Genomic DNA, 23,224 nt, shown 5'->3' with positions numbered 1-23,224 from the left:
CGCAACGGCGGCCCGTTTTTTCACGGTACTGTCATGAACCTTCATTTACCTCATTTGATGCCGCTGGTGCTGTCCACCGCGTTGCTTAGCGGCTGCACGACGTTTCCAGGTTCGCACCTGCCTACTCATGGGAAAGCCAAAGTCACCCAGCAGGATGAAGACTTCGATTTGGACAAGCAGGTCCAGGTGTATCGCGTAACGCCGATGCTGCTGGAAAAAATGCGCCGCGTGGAGCCGGTAGCCCGGCCAAACCCGGCGCTGGACCAGCGCCTGCAGAGCTACCAATATCGCATCGGCGTCGGCGACGTGCTGAACGTTACCGTTTGGGATCATCCGGAACTGACAACGCCTGCCGGGCAATACCGCAGCGCCAGCGATACCGGCAACTGGGTACATGCCGACGGGGCAATTTTCTACCCGTATATCGGTCGGGTGCAGGTGGTGGGAAAAACCGTCACCGAAGTACGCAATCAGATAGCCAACCGGCTGGCGCACTATGTGGAAAGCCCGCAGGTTGACGTCAGCATTGCCGCTTTCCGCTCGCAGAAAGTGTATGTGACAGGCGAAGTAAAAACCTCGGGGCAACAGGCGGTGACCAACGTCCCTCTGACCATTCTTGATGCGATCAATGCCGCCGGCGGCCTGACGGATAACGCCGACTGGCGCAACGTGGTGCTGACCCATCAGGGCAAGGAACAGCCGATTTCCCTGCAGGCGCTGATGCAGCGCGGCGATACCGGCCAGAACCAACTGCTGCAGCCGGGCGACATTCTGTATGTGCCGCGTAATGACGAGTTGAAAGTGTTTGTGATGGGTGAGGTCGGTAAGCAGGCGACGCTGAAAATGGATCGCAGCGGCATGACGCTGACGGAGGCCTTGGGTAGCTCCGAAGGCATCAGCCAGACGGTGGCCGACGCTACCGGCGTGTTCGTGATCCGCCCGAACGGCGGCAAACAGCCGCAGCGGCTGGCGTCGCTGTACCAGTTCGACCTGTCTGATGCCGCGGCGCTGGCGATGGGCACGGAATTCCAGCTGGAACCTTACGACGTGGTGTATGTCACCGCAGCGCCGATCGCGCGTTGGAACCGTTTGATAAGCCAACTGGTGCCGACGATTTCCAGCTTTAACGACCTCAGTGAGGCCACGTTGCGGGTGCGTAACTGGTAACCCCGCAACGCTGATTTAAGGAACACCGATGATGAAGAACAATGCAATGCCGATCGTGATGGCCGAGCAGGACGAAAAACTGGAATGGGAGCGTCTGATTGGCCCGCTGTGGGACAACCGCTGGCGTATTTTGCTGGTGACCGGCGTCGCCGGTGTTCTGGGTTGCGCCTATGCCCTGATGGCGACGCCGATCTATCAGGCGACCGCACTGGTGCAGGTAGAAAAGCAGCTTTCGGGCGATTCGCTGCTGCGTGAGACGCTGGACAACTCGATCGGGTCGGCTGGACAGAACTCGGCGACGCAGGATGAGGTTTCGCTGGCGAAATCGCGTTACGTGGTTGGAAAAACCGTAGACGATCTCGGTTTGACGGTGCAGATCAGCCCGGATTACTTCCCGTTGTTCGGCAAGGGGCTGGCTCGCCTGGGCGGCGAACCGCCACCGGTGCTGCGTATCTCCGGCATGAGGGTACCGGCTGCGATGCAGGGCCAGGAATTGACCCTGACCGTGCAGGATAAGCAGCGTTATAGCCTGAGCCATGAAGGCAAGAATCTGTTCAGCGGCATCGTCGGGCAACCGCTGAAGCAAGGCGCCTGGTCGATGAACGTCACTGCGCTGGAGGCATTGCCGGGCACCGAGTTTAGCGTGGTCAACGTGCCGCGCCAGAAAGCGGTGGACGATCTGCGCAACCAGCTTGACGTTGCCCCCGGCGGCAAGGAGAGCGGCATTATGACGTTCAGCCTGGCCGGTGAGGATCCGCTGCGCGCCGAAGCGGTGCTCAAGAGCATCACCGATAACTACCTGCAACAGAATGTGGATCGCAAAACCGAGGAAGCGCAGCGCATGCTGGCCTTTCTGAACGAACAATTGCCGCGTACCCAGACGTCGCTCAACAACGCCGAGAATCAGCTTAATCAGTTCCGCCAGCAGAACGATTCCGTGGATCTGACGCTGGAGGCCAAATCGGTGCTGGATACTCAGGTTCAGCTGGAAGCCCAGTTGAATGAGCTGACCTTCAAAGAGGCGGAAATTTCCAAGCTTTATACCCGTGCGCACCCGGCTTACCGTGCACTGCTGGAAAAACGCGCCACGCTGGAGAAGGAAAAGGCGCGGCTCGGCAAACAGGTACAAACGCTGCCGAAAACGCAGCAGGAAATTCTGCGTCTGACCCGTGATGTGCAGGTGGATCAGCAGGTATACATGCAACTGATGAACAAGCAGCAGGAATTGAGCATCAGCAAAGCGGGCACCGTGGGCAATATCCGCATTATCGATGAAGCGGAAAGCGGCCTGCGGCCGGTAAAACCGCAGAAAGCGATGATCGTGTTCTTCGCTCTGTTAATGGGGGGCGTGCTGTCGGCATCGGTGGTGGTGTTGCGCGCCGCGCTCCACCGTGGCATCAGCGACACCGAGGCGTTGGAAAAGCGCGGTATCAACGTGTATGCCACGGTGCCGCTGTCGCCCTGGCAGCAAAAGCGTAACCGCGCTCAACAGCTGCAACTGGTCAAAAGCGGCGGCGACATGTTGCCGATTCTGGCGAAGGAAGAGCCGGGGGATTTGTCCGTCGAAGCGATCCGCAGCCTGCGCACCAGTTTGCATTTCGCCATGATGGAGGCCAAAAACAACATCCTGATGGTCTCCGGCGCCAGCCCCGCCAGCGGTAAAAGCTTTACCAGCACCAATCTGGCGGTGGTGATCGCCGAAGCGGGCCAGCGGGTGTTGCTGATCGATGCAGACATGCGCAAAGGATTCCTGCACCGCTGGTTCAGCAACGGTGCCAAGGGCGGCTTGTCGGACATGCTGTCCGGGTTGATTGCACCAGACCAGTCGGTGAAGAAAACCGCTATCGCCAATCTGGATTTTGTGCCGCGTGGCCAGGTGCCGCCGAATCCGTCCGAACTGCTGATGCATCAGCGTTTTGCCGATTTCCTGCAGTGGGCGGGGCAGCACTACGATTTGGTGTTGATTGACACGCCGCCGGTGCTGGCGGTGACCGATGCCGCCATCGTGGGTCACCATGTCGGTACCGCACTGATGGTGGTGCGTTTTGAGGTCGATACCGCCCGGCAAATCGAAACCAGCATTCGTCGTTTCGAACAAAACGGCGTGGCAATTAAAGGGGTGATCCTGAATGGTATGGTGAAAAAAACCGCCACCGACGCCGGCTATTACGCCTTTGCTTATCCTAGCCACCAGGAAAAGGTTTAGTCGCGCATGAAAGCGATGCTGATGAATTCCCTGTGGCTGATGTTGGAACGGATATCGCTGAGCCTTTCGGGGATTTTCGTGTCGGTATACGTAGCGCGTTATCTGGGGCCGGCGCAATACGGCTTGATTAACTATCTGCTGTCGGTAATCGCCATTGCCGTACCGCTGGTGCAACTGGGTGCGGATGCGGTGCTGTTTAACCGCGTCGCCAGGCAGCGGCGCAGCGGCATCCGGCTGATGGTGGCCTCCATGCGTCTGCGGCGCCAGCTTTTTGCGCTGATCGCCGTGCCGCTGATGGCCTGGGCAGTGCTGACGCAGGATCGCACCAGCCAGATCATGATGTTGTTGATGCTCATCAGCGCGTATTTTTCCATTCAGGACGTCTACAAGATTTATTACGACGCCCTGTTGAAATCGAAGCTGAACACGCTGATCAACAACCTGGCTCTGTTGTTGTCAATCGTTCTGCGACTGGCGTTGGTGCATGCCAAACTGCCGCTGGAGTGGTTTGCCGTGCCGTACGTTTTTAGCAGCCTGATCCCGTACGCAGTACGCTGGGTGCTTTTTCGCCGCGAGCAGGGCGGTATGCGGACGATCAGTGGGCGTCACAAACGGCGCTACGACCGCTATCTGTTAAAGGTGGGTTTGCCGCTGGCGGTCTCCGGGCTGTCGATCGTCATCTACACGCGTATCGATCAGATCATGATCGGTAACGTTCTGGGCGAGCACAGCGTCGGGCTGTACAGCGCGGCGATTACTCTGAGCCAGGGCTGGATATTCGTGCCGATTGCGCTGATCACCTCGATGATGCCGGGCGTGGCGAATGCGCGAACGCTGGGTGAACAGGAAGGACGCATCCGGCTGCTGTATCTGGTGGTGTTGTTGCTGTCTATGCCGGTGATTTTGCTGTTGTCGTTGTTCCCCGGCCCGATCGTGGCGCTGATGTTTGGTGACAGCTATCGCGAAACCGCCACTATTTTGGCGCTGTGTTCGGTAACGTCGCTGTTCTCGGTGATGGGCACCGTGTCCTATCGGGCGATAGTGCTGTTTGGCGGCTATCGATTCATAGCGATAAAAATGCCGTTGGCCGCGTTGGCCAACGTGCTGATGAATCTGGTGTTGATACCGCATTACGGCTTGGTGGGCGCTGCGGTTTCAACCCTGATAACGGAGTTTATTTCATTCTTTGTACTTAACGGCTTCTTCAGGAGAGGACAAATTACGCGGTTGCAGGTGACCTGCTACCGTTGTTTACCTCAGTTAATAGGGAAGGTGCGAGAAATTTATGTTAAATAACCTGGTGAAGGGTTTTTACCGCAATATGCCCGATGCGCTATATCATCAGTTAAAATACGCCCTGTTTTTTCGGAAAATACCGCATCTGGCTCAGCCAATCGGGTATAGCGAAAAATTAATGCGCAGGAAGGTCTATCCTCTGGCGATATATACTCAACTGTCCGACAAGTATCGGGTACGCGATTATATTGAAAAGCTGTGGGGGAAAGAATACCTGATTGAGCTTTACGCGCACGGCAATGAGTTAACCGAGGAAATGTATCAGGCATTACCTGACGTCTTCGTGATTAAGGCAAACCATGGCAGCGGTTATAACAAACTGGTGTTCGATAAAAGCCAAACCAGCTTCAATGAGTTACGGGTGTTGACCAACAGCTGGCTACGGCAGAGTTTTTATCAGGTTTACCGCGAACGTCATTATAAGGATATTCCGCCGTGCATCATGGTCGAGAAAATGCTGCAGGAAGACGGGAAAACGCCGAATGACATCAAAATCCACTGCTTTAACCAGGGTGGGGATATTCGGTTTTTCATCCAGATTGATTACCAGCGTTTTATCGATCATCGGCGAGATTTTTTTGACGCCGACTGGAACCGCACCGAGATCCGCATGGGCGTGCCAAACAGCGAGGTGCCGATGGATAAACCGAGCAGGTTGGCGGAGATGCTGGTCCTGGCGCGCCAGGTGGCTGAGCAGTTCTCTTATGTGCGCGTGGATTTTTATCAGGTGAATGAGCGCATCTATTTTGGCGAGTTGACGTTTACCCCGGGAGCGGGATTACAAAAGCTGACGCCAGAAACCATTGAACAGGAGTGGGGCAGTTATTTTCAGGATTAATTAAATGACCGGTAGGCTGCGCGTATTTTAATCGCTGCAGGATGGGGGGGTAATAACCGGGCAAGGATATGCTGGGATAACAAACTATTCCGCTGGCATTACCGCTGTTTTGCCAGATGATAATATATTGTTGAGGTAGTAAATGGACTTATCAATTGTCATGCCCGCTTTTAATAATTCAGCCAGTCTGGCCGCTACATTAGTCCGTATGACGAACGCCTGTTCAGGGTTCGATTATGAAATTATTGTGGTTGATGATGCGTCAGAACCCGAAGAGCTGGAGAAAATGCGCAGCCTGTTGGCCGCCAACCGTCGTGCGCGCTTGCATGAAAATAAAGTGCGCAGTAATACGGCAGCGTCCTGTAATACCGGCTTTCTCTTGGCGCGTGCGGACGTGGTTTTCTTTCTGGAGCCGGAGGATTCCTTCAGCACCAATTATATTATTCGCCGTCTGAAACGCCACCAGGATACCCGGCTGGACATTATTTTCGGCAATTACAGTACGGTGAATGACAAGAATATCCGCAGTTACAGGTTTGATTACAAAGAAGGATCGACGGGCGCGGACTTTTTATTTCTCGATATGGGCGATATCCGCACCTCTGCCATCAGTCTGCGTAAAAAAGATGACCGGCGTTTTTTGTTTCCCGAGTTTCTTTACAAGTATCAGGACTGGGGATTTTTGGTCAATGCCACCAATCTGGGGGCCAGGGTGGCTTTTGACGAAGGGCGAGGGGTGTTCATCCGTTGCGGCGATGCCGAGACGGATCGCAGCCGGATGAACATCGACGCCAGCGAACAGTTTATTGATGCTTACCTGAACGCCAGTGGCCGTTATATCAGCGGGTTTGCCTGCAAGCACCTGCTGGATTCGCTCTACAGCGAGAATCTGCAGGCGTTCACCTATTACTCATCGCGCACGGAGCACCACGCCCTGAGCAGCAAGTTCAAGGCGATCAAACTGTACGGCGACTGCCTGGCCAAACTGGGGCTGTTTCCGTTAGGGGGGCGCCTGTTGCGCACAGCCCGTGAGGGATTTCGGAGATGACATGCAGCAACGGAAAGTAGCGATTGTGATTGAGAACATCGCCGAAAAAGGCGGTACCGAGCGGGTGGCCAGCAGCCTGGCCAACGCACTGTCGACGCGCCTGGGCCATCAGGTGGATCTGGTGTCCATCAGCGGGGATCGGGCGTTTTATCCGCTTGAACCCGAAGTGAGGTTGCGCTTTATGTCCGGCAGAACACTGCTGTGGCCCTGGCGACTGGCGCGGTTTCTGCGGCGCGGCCGCTATGACGTGATCGTCACCGTATCGATGGGCAAACTCTCGTCGATCATGGTGCCGTACCTGCGGTTGTTGTGCCCGCACAGCCGGCTGTTGCTGAGCGAGCACGTCAGCTTCCACCAGTATGCCTGGCCGATGAAGTGGCTGAAGGTGTTGGTCTACCGGCTGGGCGACCGCACCGTGCTGTTGACCAGGAAAGATCTGGCCACCATCAGCCGCTGGGTGCCCGAGCATAAATGCCGGGTGATCGAGAACGTTTCACCGTTCCCGATACAACCGCCGCAGCAGGAGCCGTTGCCGGTGGCGTTGGCGGTTGGGCGGCTGTGTTACCAGAAAGGCTTTGACCGCTTGATCGCGGCCTGGCAGCGGGCGGCGCCGCAAACGGCGGGCTGGCAGTTGCATATCGTTGGCGATGGCCCGGATCGCGCCGCATTGCAGCAGCAAATCGATGCCGCCGGCCTCGGCGAACAGGTGAAGTTGTTGCCGGCGACCCCGGACATCGCCAGCCATTATCGCCAGGCCGGGATGCTGTTGATGACGTCCCGCTATGAAGGCTTGCCGATGGTGCTGATTGAAGCGATGAGCTTTGGCCTGCCGCTGGTGGCGTTTGATTGTCAGACCGGCCCCGCCGAGCTGATTGACGATGGCGGCAACGGTTATCTGGTACCGGAAGGCGATCTCGACGCCTTTAGCCAGCGCACCCTGGCGTTGATCGCGGACGGCGAGCTGCGTAAACGCTTCTCGCTGCACTCGCTGGAGCGGGCGCAACAGTACATTCCCGAACGTATATATCCCCAATGGCAACAGCTTATGGCTGGAGGTTAAGATGGAAAAGGTGTCAGTAATCATGCCGGCATACAACGCAGGCGGTTTTATCAAAGAGTCGATCCTGGGCGTGTTGAACCAGACTTACCAGGATTATCATTTGTATGTGATCGACGACGCTTCGACGGACAACACGGCTGAAGTGGTTAAACCCTTCATTCACGATCGTCTGACCTATATTCGCAACAACACCAACCAGGGTGTGGCCGAAACCCGCAATATCGCCATTGAGGCGGCGCGCGGTGACTATATCGCCTTTTGCGACAGCGACGACGTCTGGCACGAAAACAAGCTGGCGCGCCAGGTCGGTATCCTGAAGACCAACCGTTACGACGTGGTGTGTTCGCACTATTACACCTTCGAAAATGATCCCGCGCAGGTGAAGAACTACCGTGGCGCCGGCGAGATCATCGCTTACAAGGACATGCTGAAAAGCAATTGGATCGGCAATCTGACCGGCATGTACAACCAGCGCCGGGTGGGCAAGGTCTACCAGAGCAAGGTGGGGCATGAGGATTACGTGATGTGGCTGTCGGTGCTGGAAAAAGCGCGCAACCATCTGGCGTATTGCATTCCCGAACCGCTGGCCTTTTACCGCCTTTCCGCCCAGTCGCTGTCCGGCAACAAAATCAAGGCGGCGGACTGGCAGTGGCAGATCTACCGCCGCCATCTGGGGCTTTCCTATCAGAAGTCCTGCTACCTGTTCTTCTCCTATTTATACAGCGCAGTGATGAAACGACAATGAACATCAACAAGCTCTCCTTCGCCTGCCTGTTGGCGGGCGCGGGGCTGGCCGCACCGGCCCAGGCAGCTCCCTGCGGCGACAACCTGTTGGCCAACTCCGGTTTTGAGCAGGGCGGTACGGGCTGGTCGCTGGCTTCCGCAGAGGTGGTGTCCGGTGGCCATACCGGCCAGGCCAGCCTGTTTTACCAGAATCACAACCCGGCCAACTATCACAACATGCTGCAGACGCTGTCGGTCAAAGCGGGCCAACAGCTGGCTTTCGGCACCTGGGTGCGCGGCGAGAACCTGAAGGGCAAGGGCGACAACCAGGGTGCCGGCGTATTTGTGGAAAGTTACGACGAGCAAGGGCGCTTTCTCGCGGGCAGCTACCCGCAGGGCGTGCTTGGCACCAGCGGCTGGCAACCGGTCACCGGCGACTTCAGGGTGCCGGCGCGGGCGGTAAAGGTGGTGCTGGGGGTTTATCTGCGTCGCGGTACGACCGGCAGCGCCTGGTTTGACGACGTTTACGTTTGCCGGCAGCCGGTTGCGCCGGCGCTCTACCAAATGCGCGCCGGCAATGGCGCGGCATCGAGTTTGATCGAAGTGGTGGATCCGCAACAGGTGCAAGTGGACAGCACGCTGGTCGACGGGAAAAGTGCCGCCGTGAAAAGCGACAGCCGCCGTTACCGCATCGAAGGGAAACAGCAGGTGGAGTTTGCGCTGCCTGCCGGCCTGGCCGCCGGAGAATACCGCCTGCAACAGCAGGTGACGGACGTGGCCACTCAGCGTAGCCAGCGCAGCGAGATGCCGATAAGCGTCGGTCGCCCGCAACCGAAAGTGGCGCTGGATGCGCAGGGGTATACCCTGAAACAGGGTAAGCGTTTCTTCCCGCTCGGCATTTACATGTACGGCGAAATGGCGACGGACGAACATCTGGCACGCATCCGCGATGCCGGTTTCAACACGTTGCTGAATTACAACTATGGCACCGTGGGCGATCCGAACCGTTATTTCAGCAAAACGCAGCAGTATGGCCTGCAGGTGATTTTCTCGCTGAAAGACCTGTATCCCGGCACCCGATTCGCACCGGAAACCAAAATGAGTTACCCGCAACTGACGGCGAGCTACGTCGAAAAGTTCAAACATGAACCTAACCTGCTGGCCTGGTACATCAACGATGAACTGGGGCCGGAGTATGTGCCGCAGATTGAAGAAAAACACCTGCAGGTGAAACGGCTGGATCCTGATCACCTGACGTTCCAGGTGCTGGACAAGACCGGTACGCTCAACGCTTATTTCAACAGTTCGGACGTGCTGGCCAGCGATCCTTACCCGGTCGGCAGAGATGCCGATCTGACGCGCACCCTGGAATACACCCGTATCACCAGCCAGGTGGCGCGTCAGGTCAAGGGTGCCTGGCTGGTGATGCAGATCATGGATCATGCCGCTTACGCACCCAAACGCAAACCGCGCCAGCCTACCGAGGCGGAGATGCGCAATCAGGCCTGGCTGGGCTTGATTGGCGGCGCGAAGGGCATCCTGTTTTATTCCTATACCGATTTGTTCTACAAGCGCCAACGCGGCGGCTTCAGCCAACAGGAGTTCGAGGCCATTTGGCGGGGCGTAGCCAGCGTGGCACAGCAGATTGTCAGCTTTAACCCCTACCTGCTGTCCGGCGAAAGCCTCTTGCTGCAGGGCAACAATACCGCCATCCCGGCGCGACTGTTTATCGACGGCGAGCGGGGCCTGGTGTTGATCGCCAACCCTTACTACCGGCCGATGTCGGCGCGCTTCGATCTGCCTGCGGGCTGGCAGGCGCAAGGGAAGGTGCAGATCGACGCGCAGCTGTCTTCGATGGGCAGCCTCGCGGTAGAAGTGCAACGTCAAACAGAAAAGAAAGGATAACCCAACATGAAAACCACCCTGAGCCTGATTATTCCGGTCTATAAGGTTGAGGCTTACATTGAGGCGTGCCTTTGCTCGGTGCTGCAACAGCTGCCTGATTGGGCGGAGGTGATCATTGTGGATGACGGTAGCCCGGACGATTCCATCGGTATTGCCGAAGAGGTGTTGTGCCGTTACCCGCAGCTGAAACCGCAGGTCAGTATCCTGCGGCAACCTAACCAGGGGCTGAGTGAGGCGCGCAACAGCGGCATTGCTCACGCCGAGGGGCAACATGTCGGTTTCCTGGATTCCGACGACGTGTTGCTGGAGGGCTATTTCAGCATTTTGGGCCGCCTGTTGGCGGATAACCCGCTGGCGGACATCGTGGCATTCAATGCCCAGCGATTTTCCGTGATGAACAACGGCAAAATCCAGCCGGACTGTACCCTGGCCGTCGTGCCCGGCAATGCCGCTCCGCAGGATCGCGACACGCATATGGCGCTGCTGGCGGACAGCTTTAATCGCAGCCTGTGGTTTGCCTGGGCGCGTATTTACCGCAAAACGTTATTCGACGAGTTGCGTTTCCCGCAGGGGCGCAATTTCGAGGATATTCAGTTAATCCCGCAGCTGTACCTGAAGGCGGAACGCATCGTGATGTGCGATACGCCGCTGGTGGGATACCGCGCCAACCCGAACGGCATTACGCGTGCACCAAAGCGGCGCGATCTGGATGACCTGGATTACGCGATCGACGGTGCCGACAGTGGGCGACGTCAGGGGACGGGGAATGGGCTGTATTCGATTCTTTATGTCACCACGCTGAAGGCGCGTTTGCTGGTGGGGCTGGATTTTTTCGGGCTGCGCGACGCGCTGCGGGAAACCGGCGAACTGAAACGCCGCTATTCCGGTTTGCGCGCAGAGGAACGCAAACTGTTGAGCCGCAAGAACCGGCTGTTCTATCGCAGTCCATTGGCTTATTACCTGATGGCCCGGCTCTATAGCCTGCGCGGATAGGCGCTGTCTTCACCCATTCCCGGATCGTGTAGGGGCGCCGCATGCTGCGCCCATGTTAAACGGGGCGAATGTATTCGCCCCCCACAGGCAGAAATATGACAATGGACATCAAAGTCAGCGTTATCATACCCACCTATGGCCGCAGCGAGCTGCTGGTGCGTGCCATTGACAGTGTGCTGGCGCAAACCCACCGTGCGCTGGAAATCATCGTGGTGGATGACAACCCGGAAGGCGATGTGCACCGCCTGGTGACCCGTGAACGCCTGGCCGGTTATATTGCCAAGGGGCAGATTATCTATTACCCGCGTCGGCATAACGGCGGCGGCGCGCTGGCGCGCAACAGCGGGATCCTGCGCTCAAGCGGAGAGTACATCACTTTTCTGGATGACGACGATTACTACCATCCACAGAAGATTGCCCACCAACTGGCGTTTATGCGCCAGGGTGATTATGACGTCAGCCTGTGCGATATGGACATTCTGAAGAACGGGCAGATTAATGCCGGGCATTATTACCGTGCCCGTTGCGACGGTCTGGAAGACTTTATGTTGGCCGGCGTAGCCTATACGCCGATGATCATGATGCGGCGCAGCACAGCGATTGCGGTGCGCGGCTTTTTCAACACCCCGCGCTACCAGGACCACATTTTCCTGTATCGGCTGCTGGCGGCCGGGGCGCGCATCGGCACATTGCATGAGCGCCTGGCGGTACACAATGACCATGACGGCGAACGCATCACCTCCAGCCCGAAAGGCATTATCGGTTATCGCAACAAAATGCAGTTCGAGCGGCGGCTGATGCCGCAGATATCGCCCCGGGCGCGCAAGGTCATGCATCTGCGCCATACCTGCATCGATTCGCGTATCATTACCGACCGCCAGAGCCGGCTGGCTGGCGTAGCCTGCGGCCTGAAGGGCATTATCTACGTAAACAGCGGCCTGATGGCCGGGGTCTACATGAAAAACATCATCCGTAACCTGTTTTTCCGCGGCGTTCCCTTCTGAAGGGCCCGGCGTGACCTGCGGTGAATGGCGAACCCATCCAGAGGAAGATTATGCGCTTTGAACGTTCTACGGTGATCGGCAGCGTGCTGTTGTTGACGGTGCCGGTATTTGCTTTGATACAGAGTATCGCCACGCTGCGTGCGGGAAAGAAAAACTCGATGGCCTATCTGCTGATAGCGCTCTGCTTTTTTTTCTTTTTCATCAAGATCCCGCCGTTGGCGGATCTCTATCGCCACTTTGCCAATTACGCGGCCATTACCTCGGCCACCACGCTGGCTGACGTGATCCAGGGTAAAGTGGACATTGTTCTTTATGCCAACTTTTACATTTTTAAAACGCTGGGCATTCCCTTTTTCGTCATTCCGGGGTTGTACACCGCGCTGTCGGTCTACTGTTATCTCAGCGCGCTGAATATTGTGATGCTGCACTCCGGCAAGACGTTTACCCCCCGGCAGTTTGTCCTGCTGCATGTGGCAGTGCTGTTTTTGATCAACCCGTTTATCATCGCCATGGGGCTGCGTTTTGGTTTTTCTATGGCGGTGATGACCCTGGCCATGACGCTGTTTTGCCATAAAAAAAATCAAACGCTCGCCCTCTGTTTGATGCTGTTTGCCATGCTGACCCACTTTTCCAGCATGCTGCTGGTCGGGGTTTTCCTGTGCAGCAGGCTGATGCGCCTGAACCGCCCGCTGACGGTGTTGTTCAGCGCCATTGCGCTGATGACCGCCAAGTTCGCGCTGCCGTTGATCCTGTCGCATATTACGATTTCCGGCATTGACAGTTACTCGGACGTCTATACTTCGGGCATGTATGCCGGCGACTATCTGACCAGCGGCAACGCCAACGGGATGATTAACTTTCTGATCATCCTGTTCCCGGCGCTGTTCCTCGGCGGCTATATGTTGGGTAACCCGATGAGTAACCAGACCGGGGATATCAAAAACGCCGCGGCCTGGCTGGTGATATTCGTTTTCCTGTGTTCCAGCTCGCTGCAGGCGGCGAGCCGCTATGCGAGTGCGGCGTCGGTGTTTCTGTTGTTTTACTACGTGGCTCATCAGGGCTCTTTCCTGCGCGGCAGGTTCAACTACTTCTTCCTGTGTTTCATGCTGATGGTCACCGGCTACAACTTCATCGAGAATATCTATGTTCCGCGCCGCCCCATCATGCTGGGGGAAATGTGGCAGTCGTTCTACAAAACGCCGCTGCTGAATCTGTTCTACGGTGAAGAAGAGTACGAACAGTATTTGCGCTTTATTAACCGCGACAGCGGCGAGTGGATAGGGCACGAAATGGATCTCGGTTAATGCCGACGGATGCGGGCGCTGCCCCGCATCCTACCCCCAAATACCCCAGCCCGGTCTGTCACTCCCCCCATCAAACGCAATCCCTCATTTTTTGTTTTTATTTTCAATAAATTACTCTTTCTCCCCCCGATGATACTTTAGGGGTAGTTATACCCATCCCTTCGCTTATCTCCCTCGATTCCCTTGATCGCAATCAATTTGCCGCCGTTCTGGCCTCAGTAGGCTGGCGGCTGATTGAGCAATTCTATTTTTTATAACGATAAAATATTAAAAGCCTTCAGGAGAACTCCGGATGAGCAAGTTTCTAGACCGCTTCCGCTATTTCAAGCAACTGGCGGAACCCTTTTCTGGCGATCATGGCCAAACGCTGGACACCAACCGCGACTGGGAAGATGGCTACCGCAGCCGCTGGCAGCACGACAAGATTGTGCGCTCGACCCACGGGGTAAACTGCACCGGTTCATGCAGTTGGAAGATTTACGTCAAAAACGGCCTGGTGACCTGGGAAACCCAGCAGACCGATTACCCGCGCACCCGCCCCGATCTGCCCAACCATGAACCGCGCGGTTGCCCACGCGGCGCCAGCTATTCCTGGTATCTGTACAGCGCCAACCGGCTGAAATACCCGCTGATGCGTAAACGCCTGATCGCACTGTGGCGTGAGGCGAAGGCGCTGCACAGCGATCCGGTCGACGCCTGGGGCTCTATCGTCTCCGACCCCGAAAAATCCAAGAGTTATAAGGTCGCCCGTGGCCGCGGCGGCTTTGTGCGCTCCAGTTGGCAGGAGGTGAACGAACTGATCGCCGCTTCCAACGTTTATACCGCCAAAACCTTTGGCCCGGACCGCATTATCGGTTTCTCGCCGATCCCTGCGATGTCGATGGTGTCCTATGCCGCCGGTGCCCGCTATCTGTCGCTGATTGGCGGCACCTGCCTGAGTTTCTACGACTGGTATTGCGACTTGCCGCCGGCTTCGCCGATGACCTGGGGCGAGCAGACCGACGTGCCGGAGTCCGCCGACTGGTACAACTCCTCTTATATTATCGCCTGGGGCTCCAACGTGCCGCAGACCCGCACCCCGGATGCCCATTTCTTCACCGAAGTGCGCTACAAAGGCACCAAAACCGTGGCGGTGACGCCGGACTATGCCGAAGTGGCCAAGCTGTGCGACCAATGGTTGAACCCGAAGCAGGGCACCGACAGCGCAATGGCGCTGGCGATGGGCCACGTGATGCTGAAAGAATTCCACCTGGATCGCGAGGTCGGCTATTTCCGCGACTATGTGCGCCGCTATACCGATATGCCGATGCTGGTGGTACTGGAGCCGCGTGAAGAGGGGTACTACGCTGCCGGCCGCCTGCTGCGAGCCGCCGATCTGGTGGACGGGCTGGGGCAGGAAAACAATCCGGAGTGGAAAACCGTCGCTATCGATCAACGCAGCGGCGAGCTGGTGGCGCCGCAAGGGTCAATAGGTTTCCGCTGGGGCGAGCAGGGCAAATGGAACCTGGAACAGCGCGAAGGCAAGGGCCGGCAGGAAGTGGAGCTGCAGCTCAGTCTGTTGGGTGCCCATGACGAGGTCGCCGAGGTGGGCTTCCCGTATTTTGGCGGCATAAAAGCCGAGGGTGAGCACTTCAATAGCGTGGCGCTGGATGAGATCCTGCTGCACAAGTTGCCGGTAAAACGCCTGCGTCTGGCGGACGGCAGCGAGGCGTTGGTCACCAGCGTCTACGATCTGACCCTGGCCAACTACGGGTTGGAACGCGGCCTGGGCGACGCCAACTGTGCCGCTAACTACGACGACGTCAAAGCTTACACGCCGGCCTGGGCCGAGCAGATCACCGGCGTGTCGCGCCACAACATTATCCGCATCGCCCGCGAGTTCGCCGACAACGCCGAGAAAACCCGTGGCCGCTCAATGATTATCGTCGGTGCCGGCGTCAACCACTGGTACCACATGGACATGACCTACCGCGGCCTGATCAACATGCTGATCTTCTGCGGTTGCGTTGGCCAAAGCGGTGGCGGCTGGGCGCACTATGTCGGCCAGGAAAAACTGCGGCCGCAAACCGGCTGGCTGCCGCTGGCGTTCGGTCTCGACTGGCAACGCCCGCCGCGCCACATGAACAGCACCTCGTTCTTCTATAACCACTCCAGCCAATGGCGGTATGAAACCGTCGCAACCGAAGAGCTGTTGTCGCCGCTGGCGGACAAGTCGCGCTTTGGCGGCAGCCTGATCGATCTCAACGTGCGTGCCGAGCGCATGGGTTGGCTGCCTTCCGCGCCGCAGTTGGGTGCCAACCCGCTGCATCTGGCGGCGCAGGCGAAAGCAGCAGGACAATCTCCCGTAGATTTCACCGTCGACGCCCTGAAGACGGGGCGACTTGGCTTCGCCGCCGAGCAGCCGGACAACCCGCAGAACTTCCCGCGTAACCTGTTCGTCTGGCGCTCCAACCTGTTGGGCTCCTCCGGCAAGGGCCATGAGTACATGCTCAAATACCTGCTGGGTACCGAAAACGGTATTCAGGGCAAGGATCTGGGCCAACAGGGCGGCGCCAAACCGCAGGAAGTGGAATGGCTGGATAACGGCGGTGAAGGCAAGCTGGATCTGGTGGTGACGCTCGATTTCCGCATGTCCAGCACCTGCCTTTACTCTGATATCGTGCTGCCGACCGCCACCTGGTACGAAAAAGACGACATGAATACCTCGGACATGCATCCCTTTATTCACCCGCTGTCGGCGGCGGTCGATCCGGCATGGGATTCCAGGAGCGACTGGGAGATCTACAAGGGCATCGCCAAAGCCTTCTCCGAGGTGTGCGTAGGGCATCTGGGCCAGGAAACCGACGTGGTGACGCTGCCTATCCAGCACGATTCCCCGGCAGAGCTGGCGCAACCTTATGGCGTGAAAGACTGGAAGAAGGGCGAATGCGAGCTGATCCCCGGTAAAACCGCGCCGCACATCATGGTGGTGGAGCGCGATTACCCGGCTACCTACGAACGTTTTACCTCGCTGGGGCCGTTGCTGGACAAGCTGGGTAACGGTGGCAAGGGCATCAACTGGAATACCCAGACCGAAGTCGATTTCCTGAAAAAGCTCAACTACGTGAAAACCGAAGGCCCGGCGGCGGGCCGACCGAAGATTGAAAGCGCGATCGACGCCGCTGAGGTGATTTTGTCGCTGGCACCGGAAACCAACGGGCAGGTGGCGGTCAAGGCGTGGGAAGCGCTGGGCAACATTACCGGCCGCGATCACCGCCATCTGGCGCTGAACAAGGAAGATGAAAAGATTCGCTTCCGCGATATCCAGGCCCAGCCGCGCAAAATCATCTCCAGCCCCACCTGGTCAGGGTTGGAAGATGAGCATGTGTCGTACAACGCCTGTTACACCAACGTGCATGAGTTGATCCCTTGGCGCACCCTCAGCGGTCGCCAGCAGTTGTATCAGGATCACGAATGGATGCGCGCCTTTGGCGAAAGCCTGCTGGTGTATCGTCCGCCGATCGATACCCGCGCCGCGCAGCCGCTGCTGAACCGGAAGCCAAACGGCAACAAAGAGAAGGCGCTGAATTTCCTGACGCCGCATCAGAAGTGGGGCATTCACTCGACCTACAGCGACAACCTGCTGATGCTGACCCTGTCGCGCGGCGGGCCGATTGTCTGGATGAGTGAAGACGACGCCCGGGATCTGGGCATCCAGGACAACGACTGGATCGAGGCCTTTAACGCCAACGGCGCGCTGACCGCGCGTGCGGTGGTCAGCCAGCGCATTCCGGCGGGCATGACCATGATGTACCACGCGCAGGAACGCATCGTGAACATTCCCGGTTCGGAAATCACCAGCCAACGCGGCGGCATCCACAACTCGGTGACCCGTGTATGCCCGAAACCGACTCACATGATCGGCGGTTATGCGCAACTGGCCTACGGTTTCAACTATTACGGCACCGTCGGCTCCAACCGCGACGAGTTCGTGGTGGTGCGTAAAATGAACCGGATCGACTGGTTAGACGGTGAAGGCAACGACGACTCGCAGGGCAGCCAGCAGGAGAAAGCAAAATGAAAATTCGTTCGCAAGTCGGCATGGTGCTGAACCTGGACAAATGCATCGGCTGCCACACCTGCTCGGTGACCTGCAAGAACGTCTGGACCAGCCGCGAGGGCATGGAATACGCCTGGTTCAACAACGTGGAAAGCAAGCCGGGCGTCGGCTATCCGCACGCCTGGGAAGATCAGGAAAAATGGAAGGGCGGTTGGATCCGCAAAATCAACGGCAAACTGGAACCGCGCATGGGCAGCCGCGTCGGCCTGCTGTCGAAGATTTTCGCCAACCCGGACGTGCCGGCGCTGGACGATTACTACGAGCCGTTCGACTACGACTACCAGAATCTGCATAGCGCGCCGCAGGGCAAGCATCAGCCGATCGCCCGGCCACGCTCGCTGATCACCGGCCAGCGCATGAAGAAGATCGAAAATGGCCCGAACTGGGAGGAGATCCTCGGCGGTGAATTCGAAAAACGCTCGCAGGACAAAAACTTCGACAACATGCAGAAGGCGATGTACGGGCAGTTCGAAAACACCTTCATGATGTATCTGCCGCGCCTGTGCGAGCACTGCCTCAACCCGGCTTGCGTCGCCACCTGCCCGAGCGGCGCGATCTATAAACGCGGCGAAGACGGCATTGTGCTGATCGATCAGGATAAATGCCGCGGCTGGCGCATGTGCCTGACCGGCTGCCCGTACAAGAAAATCTATTTCAACTGGAAGAGCGGCAAGTCCGAGAAGTGCATTTTCTGTTATCCGCGCATTGAGTCCGGCCAGCCGACAGTCTGTTCGGAAACCTGCGTCGGCCGTATCCGCTATCTGGGCGTGCTGCTGTATGACGCCGACCGCATTGAACAGGCGGCCGCGGCCGAAAATGAGCAAGACCTCTACCAGAGTCAACTGGATATCTTCCTCGATCCGCACGACCCGGCGGTGATTGCCCAGGCGCTGAAGGATGGCGTTCCGCAAGGGGTGATCGAGGCCGCCCAACAGTCGCCGGTATACAAAATGGCGATGGACTGGAAACTGGCGCTGCCGCTGCACCCGGAATACCGCACGCTGCCGATGGTGTGGTACGTGCCGCCGTTGTCGCCGATCCAGTCTGCCGCAGATGCCGGCGAGCTGGCGCACAGCGGCGTGTTGCCGGACGTGGAAAGCCTGCGTATCCCGGTGCAATATCTGGCGAACCTGCTGACTGCCGGCGACACCGGGCCGGTGTTGCTGGCGCTGAAACGCATGCTGGCGATGCGCCACTACAAACGGGCGGAAACCGTGGACGGCGTGGTGGACACCAGCGCGCTGGAGCAGGTAGGGCTGAGCGAGGCGCAGGCGCAGGAGATGTATCGCTATCTGGCGATCGCCAACTACGAGGACCGCTTCGTTATCCCGTCCAGCCACCGCGAACTGGCACGTGAAGCCTTCCCGGAAAGCAAAGGCTGCGGTTTCAGCTTTGGCGACGGTTGCCACGGCAGCGACGGTAAATTCAACCTGTTCAACAGCCGCCGCATCGACGCTATCGACGTGACACGGAAGACCGGCCGTCAGGAGGATATCTCATGATTAGCCTGAAAGTGATTGCCCGTCTGCTGGATTACCCGGAGCAGGCCTTGTTTGACCACCGGCAGGCGCTGATCGAGGCGTTGGAGCCGGCCAACGAGCTGGATTTGCACCGCAGTGCACAGCTGATTTTGTTTATTCGCCGCTTCTGCGCCCGCCCGTTGCTGGACGTGCAGGCCGAATATTGCGAGCTGTTCGATCGGGGCCGCGCCACCTCGCTGTTGCTGTTTGAACACGTGCACGGCGAGTCACGCGATCGCGGTCAGGCGATGGTCGATCTGATGGCGCAATACCGCACTGCCGGGCTGGAGATCGACAGCCGCGAGCTGCCGGATTTCCTGCCGCTGTATCTGGAGTATCTCGCCAGCCGCAGCCAGGCGCAGGCCGTTGAGGGGCTGCAGGACATCGCCCCGATTCTGGCGTTGCTGGGCGCCCGGTTGCAGCAGCGCGAAAGCCCGTATGCGGTGCTGTTTGATCTGTTGCTGACGCTGTCCGGCACCGGCGTCAATAGCGCCAGCCTGGAGAGCCAGGTAGCGGGTGAGGCCAGAGACGATACGCCGCAGGCGTTGGACGCGGTGTGGGAAGAGGAACAGATCAAGTTTTTGGGTGAGCAGGGCTGCGCTTCGGCACAGCAGACGGCGCACCAGCGGCGTTTTGCCGGCGCCGTGGCACCACAGTATCTGGATCTGACGCATGCGCTAACCGCAACCAAAGGACACTAATCATGCAATTTTTGAATCTGTTCTTCTTCGATATTTACCCCTATCTGGCGGGGGCGATTTTCCTGATCGGCAGCTGGCTGCGCTACGATTACGGGCAATACAGCTGGCGTGCCGGCTCCAGCCAGATGCTGGATAAAAAGGGCGTGCGTCTGGCCTCCAACCTGTTCCACATCGGTATTCTGGGCATCTTCGCCGGGCACTTTCTCGGTATGCTGACGCCGCACTGGATGTATGAGTCCTTCCTGCCTATCGATGTGAAGCAGAAATTGGCGATGATCGCCGGGGGGGCCTGTGGAGTGATGACGCTAATTGGCGGCGCATTGCTGCTGAAACGCCGTCTGACCAATCCGCGGGTGCGCGCCACCAGCAGCTTTGCCGATATCATGATCCTGACGTTGCTGGTGGTGCAGGTATGCCTCGGTCTGCTGACCATTCCGTTCTCCGCCCAGCATATGGACGGCAGCGAGATGATGAAACTGGTGGCCTGGGCGCAGGCGGTGGTGACTTTCCATGCCGGAGCTTCGCACTACCTGGCGGACGTTGCGCCGATCTTTAAACTGCATATGGTGCTGGGCATGACGTTGTTCGTGCTGTTCCCGTTCTGCCGCCTGGTACATATCTGGAGCGTGCCGGTGGAATACCTGACTCGCCGTTACCAACTGGTGCGCAACCGCCGCTAAGCATCGCAATGCCGCCGCTGGTCGCCAGTGGCGGTTTTTTGTCCGTATCAAAATCCCCCACTTTACCTGCACACTATAACAACAACCGATGGCCCCGGCTCAAGGGGCGTTTGGGGACTTAAAACAAAGGATGACCTGCAGCCGTCGTCATGCCGACAGCGTGTCACCTCTCAAAGTTATAGCCATCGGCGGATTATAGTGTTGCATTCTGCTGAGTTTGCGAAGCATTGCGCAGTTCGCTAATTGAACGATTTTTGTAGGTAAAGTAGACTTTATGCCACTGACAGGCAACCACAGGAGGTGGAGTATGCGTAGTTTGTCTATTCTGGCCTTCAGGGCATCTGCTGTACATGTACGTGATAATGGCCTGTTGACATGTTAATCTCTACCATAAGAACTTAGATATGCAATGGATAGAGGCTGCCATGAAAGAAATTACTTACACTCGACTCCGGGCTGATTTATCCCAGGTATTAGATGAAATTCGTGACGGAGAGACTTTTGTTGTTACTCAACGGGGAAAGGAGTCTATAGTGCTGGGACAGGGAAATAAAAAATTACCAACGTCTAATGTCAATAAACTGGACAGTAAGTTTCTTAAAGCGGCAATTCGTAATACTGTATCAGCAATGAGTACTAATACAGTGACTTCTTTAATTGCATCGAAAGAGCTCGAAGCCCTCGGGATAATGATGAAGGCTCAGGGTAAACTTGATCCTACTACTATCAGGGCTCTCCAGAAACAAGCTGAGTCTGCGGCAAAACTGAAACCTTCTAATCAGGTATCAATAAAAGATGCTGTGGCTGAGGTGAGAAAACGCCATGCTAAAACCATAAAGGATCTGGAGGATAAGTAATGGAAGATCTTATCTTTTTATCAGCTCAGGAGGTCATTGATATTCAACGTGAAACGTTGCCACAGGGAGCCGTAGTAGACATTGATAAACTAGAGGGAGCTTTGGGGCGGGTTGCTAATCACCATCACTACAAATTGTGTGATGATATATTTGAACTTGCAGCAGTGTATCTGATTTCCATAGCAAAAGCGCATGCATTTGCTGATGCAAATAAACGAACTGCGTTTATCACCTGCGCATCATTTCTACAGGCTAATGGGCAAGCATTAAGAGAGTCGTTCTTTCTTGTAAAACTAACCGTAATGGTTGCTGAAGACAGAGTGGATATTAATCAGGCCGCATTTTTGCTACGGCTTCTTGCAGATTATTATTATAAATCTGTTTTTGGTGATGATGATGATTTGCCTGCCGATGAGCGAGAGTGTCTGCTATATAATTTAACGGTATTCACAATTACTGCTGATATTGTTGGCGTTGGAGAGTTAATTGCTGTGGCAAATAGCTTAATGGATGACGCTGAATTAGATGAAATGGCAAACCAAATTGTTGCGGGCTACCGTAACCCTGAATAGAGATCTTCCCGATCTCATTATCATCGTCAAAATGACCACCAATCATTGGTAGTCATTTTGACTTGCATTATTAGTGATCAGTGCGACTTCATGCCCGCCGCGGTCATCAGCAGGCGGAACAGCGAGGCGACCAGGAACAACCCCAGTACGCTGGCGCTCCAGATGATCACCAGCCAGCCGACGCGTTTCCACCAGGGAGTGGATGCGGTTGCGGTTTTATCGTGCATACTTTCCTCCCTTATCAGTGATAGCCATGTTCATGGCTGACCTTGCCGCGGAACACGTAATAGCTCCAGAAGGTGTAAACCAAAATAATCGGGATGATAAACAGCGCGCCAACCAGCATAAAGCCAAGGCTTTGCGGCGGGGCGGCCGCGTCCCACAGAGTGATGGACGGCGGGATCAACAGCGGCCAGATGCTGATGCCCAATCCGCTCAGGCCGAGGAATACCAGCAGCAGGGTCAGCATAAACGGCGAATAGTGCGCGCCGCGTTTCACCCCGCGCTGGATGCCCCAGGCGCTGAGCAGCACCAGTACCGGCACCGGCAGCAGTACGAACAGGTTTGGCAGCGTAAACCAGCGGCCGGCGATCTCCGGGTGAGCAATCGGCGTCCAGATACTGACCGCCGCCAGCACCAGCAGCAGCGTCGCCAGCAACGGCGTCGCCAGCCGGTACATACGCGCCTGCAGGTCACCGGCGGTTTTCATCACCAGCCAGGTGCAACCCAGCAGCGCATAGGTCACTACCAATCCCAGCCCGCAAAACAGCGCGAACGGAGTCAGCCAGTCCAGCGCGCCGCCGGCATAGCTGCGACCGCTGACCGGAAAACCGTTGATGATGGAACCCACCACGACGCCCAGGCTGAAAGTGGCGAAGATCGAACCCCAGATAAACGCCTTGTCCCAGATGTGGCGCTTCTCTTCCGTCGCCTTGAAGCGGAACTCAAAGGCTACGCCGCGGAAGATCAGCCCGAACAGCATCAGCGTTAACGGGATAGCCAGCGCGTCGAGGATCACCGCGTAAGCCAGCGGGAAGGCGCCGAACAGCGCCGCGCCGCCCAACACCAACCAGGTTTCGTTGCCGTCCCACACCGGGGCGACGGTGTTCATCATCACATCGCGGTCACCGCTGTCCTTAACCCACGGGAACAGGATGCCGATACCCAAATCAAAGCCGTCCATTACCACGTACATCATGGTGCTGAACACGATGATCACAAACCAAATCAGCGGAAGATCGATGCCCATGC

Annotated in this window: 19 protein-coding genes; 17 read left to right on the top strand and 2 right to left on the bottom strand. The window is 57.1% G+C overall.

Annotated features, from left to right (window positions below):
- Positions 1-33: 33 nt before the first annotated feature.
- The 17 genes from D4100_RS09415 to D4100_RS09335 all read left to right on the top strand — a co-directional run bounded on the left by D4100_RS09415 (position 34) and on the right by D4100_RS09335 (position 21,973).
- Complete coding sequence (locus tag D4100_RS09415) at positions 34-1,167, top strand: polysaccharide export protein (RefSeq protein ID WP_119804179.1); 1,134 nt, start codon at positions 34-36, stop codon at positions 1,165-1,167.
- 28 nt (positions 1,168-1,195) lie between these two features.
- Entirely contained in the window at positions 1,196-3,373 is a 2,178-nt protein-coding gene (locus D4100_RS09410; protein ID WP_119804178.1) for a polysaccharide biosynthesis tyrosine autokinase, read from the top strand.
- 6 nt (positions 3,374-3,379) lie between these two features.
- Positions 3,380-4,669, top strand: a complete 1,290-nt coding sequence (locus D4100_RS09405; protein ID WP_119804177.1) for a flippase — start codon at positions 3,380-3,382, stop codon at positions 4,667-4,669.
- Positions 4,659-5,507 carry an ATP-grasp fold amidoligase family protein gene (locus D4100_RS09400; RefSeq protein WP_119804176.1) on the top strand — a complete coding sequence of 283 codons (849 nt, stop codon included), beginning with the start codon at positions 4,659-4,661 and terminating at the stop codon, positions 5,505-5,507. The genes D4100_RS09405 and D4100_RS09400 overlap by 11 nt, the downstream gene beginning before the upstream one ends.
- A gap of 142 nt (positions 5,508-5,649) precedes the next feature.
- Entirely contained in the window at positions 5,650-6,555 is a 906-nt protein-coding gene (locus D4100_RS09395) for a glycosyltransferase family 2 protein (RefSeq protein ID WP_043913005.1), read from the top strand.
- A gap of 1 nt (position 6,556) precedes the next feature.
- Positions 6,557-7,615: a glycosyltransferase family 4 protein gene (locus D4100_RS09390; RefSeq protein WP_119804175.1), complete on the top strand. Its 1,059-nt coding sequence runs from the start codon at positions 6,557-6,559 to the stop codon at positions 7,613-7,615.
- Position 7,616: 1 nt separating this feature from the next.
- Entirely contained in the window at positions 7,617-8,360 is a 744-nt protein-coding gene (locus D4100_RS09385) for a glycosyltransferase family 2 protein (protein WP_006321512.1), read from the top strand.
- Positions 8,357-10,243, top strand: coding sequence for a carbohydrate binding domain-containing protein (locus D4100_RS09380; protein ID WP_119804174.1), 1,887 nt, complete (start codon positions 8,357-8,359; stop codon positions 10,241-10,243). The genes D4100_RS09385 and D4100_RS09380 overlap by 4 nt, the downstream gene beginning before the upstream one ends.
- Before the next feature lie 6 nt (positions 10,244-10,249).
- Positions 10,250-11,236, top strand: coding sequence for a glycosyltransferase family 2 protein (locus tag D4100_RS09375; protein ID WP_119804173.1), 987 nt, complete (start codon positions 10,250-10,252; stop codon positions 11,234-11,236).
- Between the two features lie 95 nt (positions 11,237-11,331).
- Positions 11,332-12,240, top strand: a complete 909-nt coding sequence (locus D4100_RS09370; RefSeq protein ID WP_244941653.1) for a glycosyltransferase family 2 protein — start codon at positions 11,332-11,334, stop codon at positions 12,238-12,240.
- Positions 12,241-12,290: 50 nt separating this feature from the next.
- Positions 12,291-13,544 (top strand): EpsG family protein, encoded by a 1,254-nt coding sequence (locus D4100_RS09365; RefSeq protein WP_119804171.1) that lies wholly within the window; start codon positions 12,291-12,293, stop codon positions 13,542-13,544.
- A gap of 292 nt (positions 13,545-13,836) precedes the next feature.
- Complete coding sequence (locus tag D4100_RS09360; RefSeq protein ID WP_119804170.1) at positions 13,837-17,604, top strand: nitrate reductase subunit alpha; 3,768 nt, start codon at positions 13,837-13,839, stop codon at positions 17,602-17,604.
- Entirely contained in the window at positions 17,601-19,145 is a 1,545-nt protein-coding gene (gene narH, locus D4100_RS09355; protein ID WP_119804169.1) for a nitrate reductase subunit beta, read from the top strand. The genes D4100_RS09360 and narH overlap by 4 nt, the downstream gene beginning before the upstream one ends.
- The gene (gene narJ / locus D4100_RS09350) at positions 19,142-19,864 is read left to right on the top strand and encodes a nitrate reductase molybdenum cofactor assembly chaperone (RefSeq protein WP_119804168.1); all 723 of its coding nucleotides are present in this window, start codon (positions 19,142-19,144) and stop codon (positions 19,862-19,864) included. The genes narH and narJ overlap by 4 nt, the downstream gene beginning before the upstream one ends.
- Before the next feature lie 2 nt (positions 19,865-19,866).
- Positions 19,867-20,544 (top strand): respiratory nitrate reductase subunit gamma, encoded by a 678-nt coding sequence (gene narI, locus D4100_RS09345; RefSeq protein ID WP_119804167.1) that lies wholly within the window; start codon positions 19,867-19,869, stop codon positions 20,542-20,544.
- Between the two features lie 425 nt (positions 20,545-20,969).
- Positions 20,970-21,401: a type II toxin-antitoxin system Phd/YefM family antitoxin gene (locus D4100_RS09340; RefSeq protein WP_158586338.1), complete on the top strand. Its 432-nt coding sequence runs from the start codon at positions 20,970-20,972 to the stop codon at positions 21,399-21,401.
- A complete protein-coding gene (locus D4100_RS09335; RefSeq protein ID WP_119804165.1) occupies positions 21,401-21,973 on the top strand; it encodes a type II toxin-antitoxin system death-on-curing family toxin in 573 nt (190 codons plus the stop codon). Before D4100_RS09340 ends, D4100_RS09335 begins: the two co-directional genes overlap by 1 nt.
- Positions 21,974-22,050: 77 nt before the next feature.
- Here D4100_RS09335 and D4100_RS09330 read toward each other — a convergent pair whose 3' ends face one another.
- Together D4100_RS09330 and cydB are read right to left on the bottom strand one after the other, a co-directional pair.
- The gene (locus tag D4100_RS09330; protein WP_006321531.1) at positions 22,051-22,200 is read right to left on the bottom strand and encodes a DUF2474 domain-containing protein; all 150 of its coding nucleotides are present in this window, start codon (positions 22,198-22,200) and stop codon (positions 22,051-22,053) included.
- 14 nt (positions 22,201-22,214) lie between these two features.
- On the bottom strand, positions 22,215-23,222 hold the full coding sequence (cydB, locus tag D4100_RS09325) for a cytochrome d ubiquinol oxidase subunit II (protein ID WP_119804164.1): 1,008 nt from the start codon (positions 23,220-23,222) through the stop codon (positions 22,215-22,217).
- Between the last annotated feature and the right edge of the window lie 2 nt (positions 23,223-23,224).

The sequence above is a fragment of the Serratia inhibens genome, from assembly GCF_003591175.1.
GTDB lineage: Bacteria > Pseudomonadota > Gammaproteobacteria > Enterobacterales > Enterobacteriaceae > Serratia > Serratia inhibens.
Note: the sequence above shows the minus strand (reverse complement) of the source record. Positions and strands in the feature narration are given on the sequence as shown.

Bases quoted from the DNA above. Each gene is read 5' to 3' on its own strand.
- D4100_RS09415 (WP_119804179.1), top strand. From the start codon at position 34: ATGAACCTTCATTTACCTCATTTGATGCCGCTGGTGCTGTCCACCGCG.
- D4100_RS09410 (WP_119804178.1), top strand. From the start codon at position 1,196: ATGATGAAGAACAATGCAATGCCGATCGTGATGGCCGAGCAGGACGAA.
- D4100_RS09405 (WP_119804177.1), top strand. From the start codon at position 3,380: ATGAAAGCGATGCTGATGAATTCCCTGTGGCTGATGTTGGAACGGATA.
- D4100_RS09400 (WP_119804176.1), top strand. From the start codon at position 4,659: ATGTTAAATAACCTGGTGAAGGGTTTTTACCGCAATATGCCCGATGCG.
- D4100_RS09395 (WP_043913005.1), top strand. From the start codon at position 5,650: ATGGACTTATCAATTGTCATGCCCGCTTTTAATAATTCAGCCAGTCTG.
- D4100_RS09390 (WP_119804175.1), top strand. From the start codon at position 6,557: ATGCAGCAACGGAAAGTAGCGATTGTGATTGAGAACATCGCCGAAAAA.
- D4100_RS09385 (WP_006321512.1), top strand. From the start codon at position 7,617: ATGGAAAAGGTGTCAGTAATCATGCCGGCATACAACGCAGGCGGTTTT.
- D4100_RS09380 (WP_119804174.1), top strand. From the start codon at position 8,357: ATGAACATCAACAAGCTCTCCTTCGCCTGCCTGTTGGCGGGCGCGGGG.
- D4100_RS09375 (WP_119804173.1), top strand. From the start codon at position 10,250: ATGAAAACCACCCTGAGCCTGATTATTCCGGTCTATAAGGTTGAGGCT.
- D4100_RS09370 (WP_244941653.1), top strand. From the start codon at position 11,332: ATGACAATGGACATCAAAGTCAGCGTTATCATACCCACCTATGGCCGC.
- D4100_RS09365 (WP_119804171.1), top strand. From the start codon at position 12,291: ATGCGCTTTGAACGTTCTACGGTGATCGGCAGCGTGCTGTTGTTGACG.
- D4100_RS09360 (WP_119804170.1), top strand. From the start codon at position 13,837: ATGAGCAAGTTTCTAGACCGCTTCCGCTATTTCAAGCAACTGGCGGAA.
- narH (WP_119804169.1), top strand. From the start codon at position 17,601: ATGAAAATTCGTTCGCAAGTCGGCATGGTGCTGAACCTGGACAAATGC.
- narJ (WP_119804168.1), top strand. From the start codon at position 19,142: ATGATTAGCCTGAAAGTGATTGCCCGTCTGCTGGATTACCCGGAGCAG.
- narI (WP_119804167.1), top strand. From the start codon at position 19,867: ATGCAATTTTTGAATCTGTTCTTCTTCGATATTTACCCCTATCTGGCG.
- D4100_RS09340 (WP_158586338.1), top strand. From the start codon at position 20,970: ATGAAAGAAATTACTTACACTCGACTCCGGGCTGATTTATCCCAGGTA.
- D4100_RS09335 (WP_119804165.1), top strand. From the start codon at position 21,401: ATGGAAGATCTTATCTTTTTATCAGCTCAGGAGGTCATTGATATTCAA.
- D4100_RS09330 (WP_006321531.1), bottom strand. From the start codon at position 22,200: ATGCACGATAAAACCGCAACCGCATCCACTCCCTGGTGGAAACGCGTC.
- cydB (WP_119804164.1), bottom strand. From the start codon at position 23,222: ATGGGCATCGATCTTCCGCTGATTTGGTTTGTGATCATCGTGTTCAGC.